The sequence below is a fragment of the Actinomadura sp. NPDC047616 genome (assembly GCF_040642915.1).
Lineage (GTDB): Bacteria > Actinomycetota > Actinomycetes > Streptosporangiales > Streptosporangiaceae > Spirillospora > Spirillospora miaoliensis.
The window spans coordinates 158,181-171,580 of sequence record NZ_JBEYTB010000007.1 but is presented as its reverse complement, the minus strand read 5'-3'; the positions used below and the strand labels follow the sequence as shown (position 1 = coordinate 171,580).

At 74.1% G+C, this 13,400-nt stretch carries 12 protein-coding genes; 7 read left to right on the top strand and 5 right to left on the bottom strand.

The window, feature by feature from the left end; genetic code table 11:
- Positions 1-63: 63 nt before the first annotated feature.
- Entirely contained in the window at positions 64-522 is a 459-nt protein-coding gene (locus ABZ801_RS18615) for an STAS domain-containing protein (protein ID WP_360699123.1), read from the bottom strand.
- A 313-nt stretch (positions 523-835) separates the two neighbouring features.
- Between ABZ801_RS18615 and ABZ801_RS18610 the strand changes: the two genes are divergently transcribed.
- The 6 genes from ABZ801_RS18610 to ABZ801_RS18585 all read left to right on the top strand — a co-directional run bounded on the left by ABZ801_RS18610 (position 836) and on the right by ABZ801_RS18585 (position 7,566).
- On the top strand, positions 836-4,651 hold the full coding sequence (locus ABZ801_RS18610) for an AAA family ATPase (RefSeq protein WP_360699121.1): 3,816 nt from the start codon (positions 836-838) through the stop codon (positions 4,649-4,651).
- A gap of 216 nt (positions 4,652-4,867) precedes the next feature.
- Positions 4,868-5,965 (top strand): LCP family protein, encoded by a 1,098-nt coding sequence (locus tag ABZ801_RS18605; protein WP_360699119.1) that lies wholly within the window; start codon positions 4,868-4,870, stop codon positions 5,963-5,965.
- 88 nt (positions 5,966-6,053) lie between these two features.
- Entirely contained in the window at positions 6,054-6,356 is a 303-nt protein-coding gene (locus tag ABZ801_RS18600; protein ID WP_360699117.1) for a hypothetical protein, read from the top strand.
- An 85-nt stretch (positions 6,357-6,441) separates the two neighbouring features.
- Positions 6,442-6,597: a hypothetical protein gene (locus ABZ801_RS18595; protein ID WP_344956384.1), complete on the top strand. Its 156-nt coding sequence runs from the start codon at positions 6,442-6,444 to the stop codon at positions 6,595-6,597.
- Positions 6,598-6,775: 178 nt separating this feature from the next.
- On the top strand, positions 6,776-6,943 hold the full coding sequence (locus ABZ801_RS18590) for a hypothetical protein (RefSeq protein WP_344956386.1): 168 nt from the start codon (positions 6,776-6,778) through the stop codon (positions 6,941-6,943).
- A gap of 134 nt (positions 6,944-7,077) precedes the next feature.
- Positions 7,078-7,566, top strand: a complete 489-nt coding sequence (locus ABZ801_RS18585) for a glutathione peroxidase (RefSeq protein WP_344956388.1) — start codon at positions 7,078-7,080, stop codon at positions 7,564-7,566.
- 49 nt (positions 7,567-7,615) lie between these two features.
- On the opposite strand, the gene ABZ801_RS18580 is transcribed toward ABZ801_RS18585, so the two are convergent.
- Positions 7,616-8,230, bottom strand: a complete 615-nt coding sequence (locus ABZ801_RS18580; RefSeq protein WP_360699114.1) for a helix-turn-helix domain-containing protein — start codon at positions 8,228-8,230, stop codon at positions 7,616-7,618.
- Positions 8,231-8,436: 206 nt separating this feature from the next.
- Here ABZ801_RS18580 and ABZ801_RS18575 point away from each other — a divergent pair, with 206 nt between their 5' ends.
- Positions 8,437-8,721: a DUF3303 family protein gene (locus ABZ801_RS18575; RefSeq protein ID WP_344956392.1), complete on the top strand. Its 285-nt coding sequence runs from the start codon at positions 8,437-8,439 to the stop codon at positions 8,719-8,721.
- A gap of 15 nt (positions 8,722-8,736) precedes the next feature.
- Here the strand turns inward: ABZ801_RS18575 and ABZ801_RS18570 are convergent, their stop codons facing one another.
- The 3 genes from ABZ801_RS18570 to ABZ801_RS18560 all read right to left on the bottom strand — a co-directional run bounded on the left by ABZ801_RS18570 (position 8,737) and on the right by ABZ801_RS18560 (position 13,399).
- Positions 8,737-9,279 carry a methylated-DNA--[protein]-cysteine S-methyltransferase gene (locus ABZ801_RS18570; protein WP_344956394.1) on the bottom strand — a complete coding sequence of 181 codons (543 nt, stop codon included), beginning with the start codon at positions 9,277-9,279 and terminating at the stop codon, positions 8,737-8,739.
- Between the two features lie 98 nt (positions 9,280-9,377).
- The gene (locus ABZ801_RS18565; protein WP_360699112.1) at positions 9,378-12,026 is read right to left on the bottom strand and encodes a DUF6493 family protein; all 2,649 of its coding nucleotides are present in this window, start codon (positions 12,024-12,026) and stop codon (positions 9,378-9,380) included.
- Complete coding sequence (locus tag ABZ801_RS18560; RefSeq protein ID WP_360699110.1) at positions 12,023-13,399, bottom strand: SWIM zinc finger family protein; 1,377 nt, start codon at positions 13,397-13,399, stop codon at positions 12,023-12,025. Before ABZ801_RS18560 ends, ABZ801_RS18565 begins: the two co-directional genes overlap by 4 nt.
- Between the last annotated feature and the right edge of the window lies 1 nt (position 13,400).

Sequence of the window (13,400 nt, the reverse complement as noted above, 5' to 3'; positions counted from 1 at the left end):
CGTGCGGCGGGAGCCCGGTCAGGTGCAGACCGGTCAGGTAAAGGCCGGTCAGATGGAGACCGGTCAGGTGGAGCCCGCCGCGGCGACGGGGGCGGCGGCCTGATCGGCGGCAGGGCCGGCGTCCTCGCCGCCCTCCGGGGCCTCGCTCTCCGGGGCCTCGCCCGCGCCGCCGGCCGGCTCCGGCGCGGCGGCGACCGCCTCGTCGACGGTGTCCACGATGGTCAGCCGTTGGTGCAGCCCGGTGATCTCCAGGGCCCGCCACACGATGGGCCGGGGGGCGACCAGCGCGAGGCTGCCCCCCGCCTCGGTGACCGATCGGTAGCAGTTGATGATCACCGAGAGGCCGTGCGAGTCCATGAACTCCAGCTCGGCCAGGTCCAGCACGACCCGGTCGCCGTGCTCGCGCCGCGCCAGGCGCAGCCGCAGGCGCAACTCCTCGGCGGTGGCGATGTCCAGCTCACCGCGCAGCCGTACGACGGTGAACCCGTCGTACGGACGGGAGGTCACTTCGAGTGGCTGCACGGGGGTCCCCCATTTCGGTAGACACGCCTCCGCCGGACCCGGCGGCGAAATTCGTTCATCCGTCAACTATTCCGGAGCGCACGGCGCCTGCCAACAAGGCGACGCGTCCATGGGGCGCCCCGACACCGTCCGTAACGGTGAGGCCCACGGATATGAGGGCCGATCCCCACACTATGTGCCATTGTCAAGGGCGCAAACGGCAGCCGCGCCGCCTTTCCTTCGGGCGTAGGGTGCTTGCCAGACGTGACGGACCAGTGTTCTCGCGGGGGACGTCCCCCGTGCCCCCGGTGGGATCTAAGGAGGAGCGTCCCAGGTGAGCGCGCCCCGGTTGCCCGACCATCTCGAGCTGCTGCTGACCGACGAACCCGTCCTGGACGTGTACGCCCACGGTCCCTGGCGGGTGCCGGACGGCCTGTACGAGGAGATGCGGGAACGCGCCGTCGCCTTCAACGCCGACGAACGCGCCGCGCTGCTCTCCCGGCAGCTCAGCGACTTCTACGGGCCGGGCACGTCGGCGGCCGGGGCCGAGCAGTGGTCGCTGCTGACGTTCCTGCTGGGGGCCTCGGCGGTACGGGGCGGCTCGCGCGGCGACGTCGAGTACGAGCTGCTGTCGGACTTCCTGGCCGCCCCCGAGCCCGCGGTGCGCGACCCGCTGGCGTGGTTCACCCAGGGCGGCCGGTGGCGTCCGCCCGGCCTGTGGCTGCCCGAGCCCGCGGGCGACGACCGCGAGCGTCGCGCCGTCATGTACGAGCTGGCGCGTGACTGCCTGGAGGTGTTCGCCGGGCTGGAACCCCTGGAGCCGCGCCGCCGCGCCCTGGCGGAGCTGTTCGAGCGGCACGCGGCCGACCCGGCGCTGCGCGAGCAGGACCTGACCGTCCCCCAGGACCGCCTGGAGGCCGCGTGGGCGGACGGCCTGCCCGACGACACCCTGGCCGTGCTGCCGGAGCTGTCCGGGCCCGTCGGCTACCTGGGCTGGGTGTGCGCGGGCCTGGACGCCGCGCACGCCCGGCTGGCCGCCCAGGCCGGCGACACCGAGCCCGCCGACGTCGCCGTCGCGCGGCTGCTGCTGGCGGCGGAGATGACGGCCGTGCCCGCCGAGATGGCCGTGGCACTGGGCACGGCGCGCTACGAGCATCTGCAGGACCGGCTGCGCGCCTCCCGCGGCGACTTCAACGTCGAGGCGTGGCAGCTGAACCTGCGCGCCTGGCTGGCCCGCGGGCTCGTCGCGGGCGAGGCCGACGCGTGCCGCGCCTGGCTCGACATGGCGGTCCGCCTCACCGGTGCCGTGCAGGGCCTGCCCGAGTCGGCCACCATGCCGCGCTGCCGCGTCCCGGTGCGCGCGTTCCAGCTGGACGTGCGGCGCCTGTTCGCGTCCCGCCGGGTCACCAACCACCTGGTGGGACGCCTGGCCCCGTCCGGCACCGTCGCGGCCGGACGGCAGGCCCCTGGCGAATCCGGCGCCGCCGAACCGGAGGTCGCCGAGCTCAAGGAGGCGCTGGTCGGGCAGCCCGAGCTGACCCGCGCGCTGCGCGAGGCCCTGGCCGCTCGGGCGGCGGGGGAGCGCCCGATCCGCCTGCTGGTGGCCGGCCCCGAGGGCACCGGCAAGGGCACCGCCGCGGAACTGCTGGAGAGCGTCCTGGCCGAGCGCGGCGCCATCCGTGAGGCGGCCTGGATCTCCGACCAGGTGTTCGCCGCGCTCACCGTCAGCGACGCGGTGCTGTGGCTGCAGGCCCGCGTCCGCGAGTGCCTGGAGGCGCGGCTGCTGCTGGTCGTCGACGACCTGGAACGGCTGGCCTCCTACGAGCGGTGCGGCGCCGCCGCCGTGGAGGAGCTGCGGCGGCTCATGGCCCGGTGGCCGGCGCTGGACGTCGTCGCGCTCTGCCGTCCCGGCGGCGACCGCCGCCTGTTCGACGCCAACCCCGCCCTCGTCCGCGCCTTCGAGGTCACCCGCACCCGCGACTTCCGCCAGGACGACTACACCGAGCTGTTCCGCCGCGCCGTCGCCCGCCGCGGCGCCGCGGTCACCCGCGAGATCGCCGCCCAGGCCGGCGCCCTGCTGGCCGCCACGCCGCCCCTGCTCAACCTGCGCGGCGCCCGCCTGGTCGAACACCTGGCCACCCAGGCCACCGCCAACGCCCGGGCCCGCCTGGCGGCCGCCTTCCAGGCCGTGCCTCCCCAGCGCACCGAGCCCACCCCGCCGCCCGCCACGCCCGCATCGGCAGGCGAAGCCGCCCCGGCCGAGGCCGCGGCGGCCTCCCAGGAGGTCCCACCCGCCGCGGAGGACGCCGAGCCGACGGACGCGACGCCCGCCGAGGCCGGGGCCGCCGCCGGAAGGGACGGCACGGCCGAGAGCGGTGACGGCACGCAGGCCGTCCGAGGCGGGCCGGTGCCCGTTCTGGAAGTCGTCGCGGCGGATCTGCCGCAGCGGCTCATCCCCGGCCGGGCCGCCGAGCGCGACCCCCACGCCGAACTGGCCGCGCTGGCGGGGATCGAGCCGGTCAAGCGGGAGGTCGCCGCGCTGGTCGCGGAGGCCAAGGCGGCGCGGCTGCGGCGCGAGGCGGGCATGGCGGTGGCGTCGCGGCCCCGGCATCTGGTGTTCGCGGGCAGTCCCGGCACCGGCAAGGGCAAGGTCGCCGGGATCCTGGGCCGGATCTTCGCCGAGGTGGGCGTGTTGTCGACCGGGCATCTGGTGGAGGTGGACCGGGCCGACCTGCTGGGCGAGTACACCAGCGAGAGCGCGCTGAAGATGCGGCGCGCCGTGGAACGCGCGCTGGGCGGTGTGCTGCTGGTGCGCGGCGCGCACGCGCTCGGGCAGGTCGAACCGCTGCGCGGCCGGGAACTGGTCGGCGCGCTGCTCACCGCCGTCCAGACGCACTCCGACGACCTGGTGGTGGTGCTCACCGGGCCGGAGGCCGAGCTGAACGGGCTGCTGCGCTCGCACGAGGATCTGGCGGCCTACTTCCCGAAGACCGTCCGCTTCCCGGACCTGACCGACGACGAGCTGGTGGAGGTGTTCGCCCGCAAGGCGGCCGAGTCGGGGTTCGCGCTGGCCGGCGGGGTGCTGGAGAAGGTGCGGGCGCTGGTGCAGGCGGCGCCGCGCGACCGCGGGCTGGTCAACGCCCGGCTGATGAACCACCTGCTCGACCGGGCCGTGGCCATGCAGGGCCGGCGCGTGCTGGAGGACGGCGTCGTCGACGAACACGAGTCGCTGGACGAGATCCTGCTCGCCGACGTCCCCGAGTCCCTGATGCCCGGCCGCGAGGCAGTGCTGGACGACCCGCTGGCCGAGATCGACCGGCTGGTGGGGCTGGCGGCCGTCAAGCAGGAGGTGGCGGCGCTGGTGGCCGAGGCGCGCGCCGAGCAGGTCCGCCGCGACGCGGGGGTGCCGATCGCCTTCCCGACCCGGCACATGGCGTTCACCGGCAATCCCGGCACCGCCAAGACCACCATCGCCCGGCTCATCGCGGCGGTGTACGCGCGGCTGGGCCTGCTGTCGTCGGGTCATCTGGTGGAGGCCACCCGCGCCGACCTGGTCGCCGAGTACATCGGGCAGACCGCGCACCGCGTGCGCACCGTGGTCGAACGCGCCCTGGGCGGCGTGCTGTTCATCGACGAGGCCTACACCCTGGCCGGAACCGGCGGCGACCAGCGCGACTTCGGGCACGAGGCCGTCGCCGAACTGCTGCGGCTGATGGAGGAGCACCGCTCGGACCTGGTCGTCATCGTCGCCGGATACGGCACCGAGATGGAACGGTTCCTGGCCTCCAACCCCGGCCTGGCCTCCCGGTTCCCCAAACGGCTGCACTTCCCCGACTACAGCGTCGACGAGCTGCTGGCCATCTTCGAGCTGATGGCGGACCAGGCGGGGTTCACCCTGGCCGACGGGGTGCTGGGGCAGGTGCGGGCCCGGCTGGCGGCCGAGCCGCGCGGTGCCTCGTTCGGCAACGCCCGCATGGTGCGCAACCTTCTCGACGCGGCCATCGCGCGGCAGGCCCAGCGCATCACCGCCGCCGCCGACGCCCGGCCCGGCATCAAGATGGACGACGCCGAGGTGCGCATGCTGCGTACCGAAGACCTGCCTCCCGGCCCGCAGGCGCCCGACCGCGGCGGCCACGGCCCCTACATCTAGCCCCGCGCGAAGCCCCCCGCCCCGCGCGGGGGGCATACCGGGGTTTCGTGGGCCAAAGGGCTGAGTCCGCTGATCCGCATGTCGGAGGGCGAGGTGACAACTGCGGGCCCACAATCATGCGGTGGATTGACGCGCGGAACATGCCGGGTTGTCTAAGGTCTACGGGTACGACGCAAAGGCCGACGGGGGCCGGACACGATTAGGAAGGGGACGCGCGTGGCACGCAGGCCCGCATCCTCCCAGGCGGGGCGCCCGTACGACCACGAGCAGGACCCGTACGGGGACGCCTACGGGGACCCCTACGGCAGAGACCCCTATGGCGGGGATGCTTACGGCGGGGACCCGTACGCGGGACGCCGTCGCCGCAGGCGGCGCTGGCCCCGCGTGCTGGCGGTGCTGCTGGCTCTACTGCTGGTGAGCGTCGTCGGCGGCTACTTCTACCTCGACTCGCGGCTCAAGCGGGAGACCGTGCTGGAGGACTACGCCGGACGTGTCGCCGACACCCCCGGCACCAACTGGCTCATCGTCGGCTCCGACAGCCGGGAAGGGCTGACGGGGGAGCAGAAGCGCCGGTTCGCCACCGGTGACGCGCAGGGCCGACGCACCGACTCGATGATGCTGCTGCACTACGGCGACGGCGGCACCACCCTCGTCAGCCTGCCGCGCGACTCCTACGTCGAGATCCCCGGCCACGGCCGCAACAAGCTCAACGCCGCGTTCGCGTTCGGCGGGCCCAAGCTGCTGGTGCGCACCGTCGAGCAGGCCACCGGCGTGCGCATCGACCACTACGCCGAGATCGGCTTCGGCGGTTTCGTGGGCGTGGTCGACGCGATCGGCGGCGTCGACATGTGCATCAAGGAGCCGATGCGCGACCGCAAGGCGGGCCTGAACCTGCAGCCGGGCTGCCAGACGCTCGACGGCGGCCAGGCGCTCGGCTACGTGCGCACCCGCGCCTCGGCCCGCGCCGACCTCGACCGCGTCGACCGCCAGCGGCAGTTCTTCGGCGCCCTGATGAAGAAGAGCGCCAGCCCGGGCGTGCTGCTCAACCCCTTCCGCAGCGTCCCGCTGGCCCTCAACGCCACCAGCAACTTCCTGGTGGACGACGACGACCACCTGCTCGACCTCGCCCGCATGATGTGGGCGATGCGCGGCGTCACCGGCGGCGACGGCGTCACCACCACCGTGCCGATCGGCGGCGCCGGTTCGGCCGCCGGAGTCGGCGCCTACATCACCTGGCACCGCACCAAGGCCGCGCAACTGTTCGACGCCCTGAAGCAGGACCGGCCCGTCCCCTCGGACGTCATCACCAAGTGAGATTCGTCACCGCGCCCGGACGGCGCGGACGGCACGGCGGCGCGGCCCGGGACGTTCCCGGGCCGCGCCGCCGCATTAGAGTCGTCCCATGTCCGATGCCACGCCCGGCGCCGCCGACCTGGAGCGGCTGCCGGCCAAGGAACTGCACGACAGGGCGATCGCACGCGCCAGGGAGCGGCGCGACGTCGGCTTCCTGTGGGAGCTGCTGCGCGCGATCCCGGCGGCCGCGGCGGCTCTCGGCGAGCAGGACCGCGCCACGTTCGACCTGCTCCACGGGTTGTCGCTGCTGGAGGAGTTCACCCACGCGGGCGAGGGCGAGATGGCCGAGGCGCTGCGTCCCCTCTACACCGAGTACCTGACGCGCCACGGCATGCCCGCCGACCGCGCTTGACGTTGTCTTTTCGCCCCCTTGGCACGCTCGGTGCCGCCACCGGGAATCACTGAGCGTGGAGCTTCTGCTACAGAAGGTGGGGGACGTGAACAAGAAGTGGTTCAAGATGGCGGGGCTCGCCTTCGTCATCTGGTACATCGTCAGCCGGCCGGAGGCGGCGGCCGGCCTGGTCAACCAGAGCCTGGGCGGCCTCGGCAGCGCCGCCGAGTCGTTCTCGACGTTCGTCAGCGCCATCCCCTGACCTGGGGCGGGGGCGGGACGCAACCCCGGGACGCCGGAAGGACACGTGATTCTTCCGTCGCGGGGGATCATCCGCTTCCCGTGCCGTCACAGTAAACTCGCGCTTTGCGGGCAGACGCAGACGGGCACAATTGGATCGGGTCATTGTGTCGCTGCGCTACTAGAGGGACGGCATCGGGATGTTGAAGAAGTATCTCCGCTACGGGGCCATCGCCTTCGTCATCTTCTACTTGCTCAGCTCGCCGCAGGACGCGGCAGGTGTCGTCAACAACGCGATCGCGCAGTTGGGGAACGCCGGTACCCAGCTCGGGTCGTTCGTGACCTCGATCAACCTGGGGCAGGGTTAGCGGACACGGGGCGGGCTCCACGCGGCGGTAGCCCGACGCGCCGCCAGGGGCCCCGCCCCGCGAGTGTTCCGTCCCACCCGTGACCGCCGGCAGGTCGCGGACGGGACGGAGGGGCATCTCCTAAGATCGGCCGCATGTCTGTCTACGAGGTGGAGATCGGCGGTCTGCGGGGAGGCTCCGCGGACCTCCGGCAGTACCGGGGCAAGGCCGTGCTCGTCGTCAACGTCGCCTCCAAGTGCGGCCTGACTCCCCAGTACGCCGGGCTGGAACGACTCCAGGAGCGGTACGCCGAACGCGGGTTCACCGTGCTCGGCGTGCCCTGCAACCAGTTCATGGGCCAGGAGCCGGGCACGCCGGAGGAGATCGCCGAGTTCTGCTCGACGACCTACGGCGTCACCTTCCCGCTCACCGAGAAGGTCGAGGTCAACGGCGAGGGACGGCACCCCCTCTACCGCGACCTCGTCGGCTTCGCCGACGCCGAGGGCTACACCGGCGACATCCGCTGGAACTTCGAGAAGTTCCTGCTCGCCCCGGACGGCACCGTCGTCGCGCGCTTCGCCCCCCAGACCGAGCCCGAGTCCGAGGAGATCACCGCCGCGATCGAGGCGAACCTCCCCGGCTGACCGGCAAGGCGCGGCCCGCCGGCCCCGGCGGCGCCGCCCACGGCGGCTCTCAGGTGACGGGAGCGTTCCCGGCGCCGGCGGTGTCCACCGTCGCCAGGCCGTGGACGGCCTGGGCGACGGCGGTGCGGACGATGGTCTCCGGGTCGGCGGCCTGCCGCTGCGCGGCTCTGGCGGCGGCGTCGACGATGCCCTGCACCAGTGCGGCGCGCAGCTGCGGGTCGGGGACGCCGCCGTCGGCGAGCGCGGTGACCAGCGGGCGCAGCAGCTGGGCGTGGCCGTCGCGGATGCGCTCGCGCGCGGGTTCGGCGAGCGCGTGCTCGGCCAGGGCGACGGCGGCGGCGTGGCGGCCGTCGGTCATCATCTCCAGCTGCGCCCGCACGTACGCCTCGACCTTGGCGACCAGGTCCGCCGGACCGGCCAGGGCCTGCTCGACCGCCGCGGCCCAGCGCGGCAGCTCGTCCTCGACGATCGCGGCGACCAGGTCGTCCCTGGACCGGAAGTACTCGTACAGGCTGGGCCGCGACAGCCCCACCCGCCGGGCCAGGGCGGCCAGCGACAGCCGTTCGGGCCCCTCCTCGGCCACCAGCGCGCGCCCGGCGTCCAGGAGCGTGCGCAGCTGACGCGCGCGGTGCTGGGCGACCGTGGGCTCGCTGATTCTCGGCACGCCTCATTCTACTTTCGCCGCCGTCACCGCCCGGCGGGAACGCAGCGGAGAACCCGGAGACAACCCGGAGAGAACCCGGAGAGAACGCGGAAAGAACCCGAGAAGAACCCGTGAAGAACGCTGCCGGGGAACGCCCGGGCGTGTCGGGTTTAACGGTCTTTGTGCAGGTAAGGGGACCGCCACTGGTCGACTGAGGAGGCCGAGCAATGATGTGGTACTGCCGATTCCGCTACCAGCCCGGCGTACGGGCTGAGGACGTCCGCCACCGCGTCCTGGAGCAGCACGACAAGGGCCTGACCCATCCGGAGAAGATTCGCGGCTGGTACAACCTGGCCGGCGGCGGCGCGGGCTTCATGCTCCTCGAGACGGAGAACCCGCAGGAGCTGACCGAGATGCTCGAACCGTACATGGACGTGGTCAACTGGGACGTGCACGCGGTGTACGAGCTGCCGTACGAGCAGATGATCGACCACTTCCGCCGGCAGCGCTGACCGCGCGGCGGATCGTCAGGGCCCCCGGTCCAGATCCCAGTCCAGCGTGGCCGGCAGGGCGCCCTCAAGGGTGAGCAGCCAGCGCTTGACCTCGATGCCGGAGCCGCCGCTGTAGCCGCCCAGGCCGTTGGCCGCGACTACGCGGTGACACGGCACGACGATCGGGATCGGGTTGCTGCCCATGACCTGCCCGATGGCCTGCGGGGGCACCCCGGTGCCGCTGCGCTCGCCGAGTTCGCCGTAGGTCACCAGCGAGCCGTACGGCACCGACTCGTACAGCGTGGCCAGCACCTGCCGCTGCAGCCGCGACGTCAGCCGCCAGTCGACCGGCAGGTCGAACGGTTCCGTCTTACCGGCGAAGTACGCGGCGAGCCGTTCCAGCGCCGGGGCGGTGCGGGCGGGGTCGTCCACCACGGGCAGGCCGACCGCGGCCGCGACACGGGCGCGCTCGGCGGGGGAGTCGTGCCAGCCCAGGCGCACGACTCCCTCCTCGGTCGCGCCGACGAGCAGCGTGCCGAGCACGGTCTCGACCGCGCCGAACGCCAGTGTCCGTGTCATCGGCCCTCCATCTCTCCGCTCACCGTGGCCCTACCGCCATGGACGAAAACCCGCACATCCCCATCGTCTCGCCTCTGCGCACCCCCTCGGGACGCGGGTCATGAGGTGGTCAGGAGGCGGTGGAGGCGGGCCGCTTCGCGGACCAGGCGGCTGCTGCCGCCGCGCGCGGCCACCTCCGCCAGGCCAGGGATGTCGGCCCTCGCGCCGATCGTCTCGGCCGTCTGCGTGGCGAGGGCGATCAGGTCGGGGAGGGCGACGGGCGCGCGCCGGCCCGGTGGCGGGAGAAGGCCGGGCAGGGCGGCGGTCAGGACGGCGAAGACGTCCTGGTGGGCGCCCGCCTGTGCGGCTTCGGCCAGCGACTCGGTGACGCGCTTGAGCTTGATGTGGCCGAGCCCTGCCAGGGTGCCGATCGCCTCGCCCATGGCGGCCGCGGGGAGCCGGCGCCGGCCGCACAGGGCGAGCAGGGCGTCCACCGCGCCGACACGTTCCTTGGGGAGCATGGACAGGCCCAGGGCCAGCGCGGACGCGGTGGCCGCTCCGGCCGGGCCGTCCGCCTCGGCCAGCGCCAGCAGCACCTCGCCCTGCCCCTCCCGTGACTCGGTCATGAGGACCAGGTAGGTGAGCAGATGCGCGGCGACCACTTCCCGGTGCGAGGGCAGCAGGGACGGCCACCAGGACAGCAACGCCACGTCGTAGACCGAGTCGACAGCCTCCTGGGGGGAGTGGCGCAGCAGGAGCCGGGCCACCGGGCCCTCGGCGTCCGGGGCCGACACGGTCGACAGCAGGAAGTCGGTCGTGGAACTCTGCGCACTCTCGAAGTACACCGCGCGGCCGGGGGCGTGGTGGACGGTGCAGGTCACGGACGGGTCGGGAAGGCCGCCGGCGATGCGGGACGCGGCGGCGCGTCCGGCCGGGGAGGTCAGGCGGCGGGCCCGGGAGACGACGTCCGCGTCGATCCGGCGGGGGAGCCTCAACAGGGCCTGGTCGAGGTCGATCGGTCCTGGCTCCAGGTCCTCCTTCTCAAGGCGTTCGAGACGCTCGACCAGCACCTCCGGGTCGATGCGGCCGGACGTCTCGGTGGGGGTCGCCAGCAGCAGCGGCACCCGCCCGATCGCCTCGGCCGTCTCCAGCGCGCGTCGCAGCAGGACGCGGTTCGCGGCGGGCCACCGGTCGATCGAGGCGCCGGACGCCCGATGGCCGCGGACCTTGTGGCGGGGCGGCACCAGCGGCCGGATGGCGGAGGAGATCCAGGTCACCGGGTGGCCGGTCCGAATGTTGTAGTGGAACTCCAGCCACGGCGCCACGCCGTAGGCCACCCGGCGCAGCGTGGTGCGGGCCCCCTCAGGATCGCGGTAGGCCAGGGCGACCACGCCCGCCAGGAACCGTTCGCCGTCGGCCATGTTCGCGTCGCCGCGCAGCCCCGTCCGCGCCGCCTCCTCCAGGTCGGCGAGGGACCCGATCGGCGGGGGCAGGGGACGCGCGGCGGGCGCCGGGGGAGCGAGCGGGATCGGGACGGACGGCTGCGGGTCGGGCGGCTCCACCGGCCCGACGGCCGCCGCGAGCAGGTCGCGGGCCTGGCCGTGCAGCGCGCCGGCCGCCTGCCGGACGGCCTCGCGCGCCTCGTCCCCGGCCCTGCCCGCATGCCTGGCCGCGATCTTGGCGGCGCGTTCCTGGAGGTCGAGGGCCTCCTGCCCGAACGCGACCGTGAGCGCGGTCAGCGCGGCGTCGACCCGGTCGCGGGGACGCGCGGTGCGGTCCAGCCAGGTCAGCGCGGCCCGGACCAGCTTCTTCTCCGGACGGAACAGCAGCGCCTCGGCGGCCTCGGTGAACGCGGCCTCCTCCAGCGCACCCGCCTCGTCGACGCGGCGCACCTGCTCCAGCGCCAGTTCGGCGACACGTGCGGGGGCGGCGGGCAGCAGCCGCAGGTAGTCGCGCAGCCGCGCCGTGCTCTCGGCGACGGTCGGCTCCAGCGCGTCGTGCAGCACGCCGTACCAGCGCAGATCCTGGACGGCGCCGCCGCGCAGGAGACGGCGCACGCATCCGTCGAGCAGGAGCGAACGGTCGACCTGCCCGGCGGCGGCCATGCGGACGAGGCTGTGGACCCAGCCGTCGACGCTCCAGCCGCCGGGGTCGAGCAGGCGGCCCGCCGCGTCCATCTCGAACAGCCCGGGCAGCAGAGCGCGGAAGAACGGGTCGCCGGGGTCGATCTCCCCCGGGAACGTCCACCTGATCCAGCCCGCCACGAAACCGTCGTCCAGCGGAGGCGGCTCGCCGGAGTCACGCGCGAGCCGCTCGGTGATCCGCCAGGCGACGCCCCTGTCGTTGTCGTTGAGGGGCAGCCGCGCGGCCATCCTGCGCGCCACCTCGGCGCGCCAGGCGGCGGGACGGTCGGCGACGACCTCGGCGACCAGGTCGACGACGGGCGCCGCGGAGGCGTAGAAGGAGAACGTCCGCAGGTCCGAGCGGCACAGCCAGGTCGCCACCGCCGCCGCGCCGCCGAGGCAGCCGGCGCCCGCGACCTTGAGGGCGTTCGCCCGGGCGGCGTCCGCGCCCCAGATGTTCCACCGCTCGCCCCGCATCTCCTTGAACAGGTCGGGCAGCCGCCTGCCGACCAGCCGCCGTTCGTCCTCGCGGAGCAGCGCGAGCTTGGCGGCCACGTTCGCCGGATTGCCCTCGCGGATCTGCGTGCTGACGATCCGCCACGTCCGGTCGGCCCTGGTCTCCCCGCTCATCGTCTCCCCGCTCATCGCGCGGCCTCCGCCCGACGGTCGCGGACCATCCGCGCGGCCAGCACGTGCTTGCAGGGACCGCGGCCGCCGCGATACTCCACCCACCACGGGCAGGTGCAGGAGGCCTCCTGGGTGTCGCCGGCGAACCGGACCCGGCGCTCCCCGCCGCCGGTGGTGACGACGGCGACGCCCGGTTCGGTGAAGCGCACGTGCCCGCCGTCCGCCAGAGCGCGCGCGTCGCGCAGCCGGGGGTTGAGGGCGGTGACGCGGTCGGGGGCGTACGGCAGTTCACGGTGGAAGAACGCCGCCTCGGCCGTGTCGTACCCGACGCGTCCGGCGGTGCCGAGCTGGGTCAGCGCCGCCCGCGCCCGTGCGAGGTCCAGGCCCGCGCGGTGGGCCAGCAGGTCCGGTTCGACGCGCGGCTCGAAGTCCAGCAGCGCGCCCACGATCTCGGCGTCGTCGGCCGCCTGGTCGGTGGCCAGCGCGTCCAGCACCGCGCCCTCGCCGGAGAAACCGCGGGACGGCTCGGGCGACAGCGTCAGCACGTACCGCATGCCGGGCAGCTCCAGCTCCCACGCGCTCGACAACGGGGACGCGTCGCCGGGCGAGGCGGCGGGCCCGTACACCCGCAGTGCCCGGGCGAAACGCAGCAGGGGCAGCATCGTCCGCAACCGGTCCGGCCCGGACAGGCACACCGCCCCCGGGGCGGGACGGGACGTCAGGCGCAGCCCCCGCCCCGCCGGAACCGCCCACATCGTGCCGCGCGCCGCCTGCGGCAGGCCGCGCAGGAACCGCACCGCCTCCGCCTTCGCGAGCTCGGCGCGCAGGTCGAATCCGGCGGTGATGACCTGCAGTTCGGCGAAACCCCGCAGCCAGCGGTCGGGCAGCGGCACCTTCTTCTCCACCACCGCGCCGTCGAACGTGGTGACGGCCAGTTCATCGGCGCCGACCGCCAGATGCAGCGGGTCGGCGCCGCCCACGCGCGCCAGGGCCTCCCGCAACGGCCCGTTGACGTCGACGTTGGTGGTGCCGCGTTCGTGGATCTCGCCGTCCAGCGCCTGCTGCAGCACGTCCAGCCGCGCGTACACGCCGCCGCACGCCGAGAACGACTCCAGCCGCAGCCGGTCGCCGTTGCACGTCACCACCGGGTCGCGGAACCCCGTCGGCATCGGACGGTGGTAGCGGGTCTGCGCCACGTCCGCCAGCCCCAGCAGGGCCGCCGCCGCGGGCGCCGCCTGCGTCAGCAGCCCGCTGAAGAAGTACGGGTGGGCCCGCGGCCCGGCCGCCGTGGTGCCGCCCGAGGTGGACAGCCCCAGCAGCCCGCGGGCCAGCCCCGAGGGCCGCCGGTAGCTGTATGTCTGCGCCGGTCCCGCCGTCGCCGTGATCGCCATG